Raw genomic sequence first — 668 nt, forward strand, 5'->3', positions numbered from 1 at the left:
GGCACGGTGGTCAACGCCGTGGCCCAGGACCCTGCGGGCAATACCGGCCCGCAGGGCAGCACTACCGTGGACGCGGTGGCGCCGAACACGCCTGTGGTCAATCCGAGCAACGGCAACCTGCTCAACGGTACCGCCGAGCCGGGCAGCACCGTGACCTTGACCGACGGCAACGGCAACCCGATCGGCCAGACCACCGCCGATGGCAGCGGCAACTGGAGCTTCACGCCCGGCTCGCAACTGCCCAACGGCACCGTGGTCAACGTGACCGCGAGCGACGCCGCCGGCAATACCAGCCCTCCCGCTACCACGACGGTGGATTCCTCACTGCCGTCGATCCCGCAGGTGGATCCGAGCAACGGCTCGGTGATCAGCGGCACCGCGGACGCCGGCAACACCATCATCATCACCGATGGCAACGGCAACCCGATTGGCCAGGTCACCGCCGACGGCAGCGGCAACTGGTCCTTCACTCCAGGCATCCCGCTGCCGGATGGCACGGTGGTCAACGTGGTGGCGCGCAGCCCAAGCAATGTCGACAGTGCGCCGGCGGTGATCACGGTGGATGGCGTGGCCCCGGCGGCGCCGGTGATCGATCCGAGCAACGGCACCGAGATAAGCGGTACCGCGGAAGCTGGCGCGACGGTGATCCTCACCGATGGCGGCGGCAA

1 protein-coding gene is annotated in these 668 nt (G+C 68.6%); it reads left to right on the forward strand.

Features of this window, described 5'->3' with window-relative positions; all coding sequences use genetic code 11:
* The coding region (locus tag HMPREF3014_RS29575; protein WP_256562451.1) for an Ig-like domain-containing protein at positions 1-668 on the forward strand (668 nt) is incomplete at both ends.

Source organism: Pseudomonas sp. HMSC065H01 (genome assembly GCF_001815235.1).
Classification (GTDB): domain Bacteria; phylum Pseudomonadota; class Gammaproteobacteria; order Pseudomonadales; family Pseudomonadaceae; genus Pseudomonas; species Pseudomonas aeruginosa.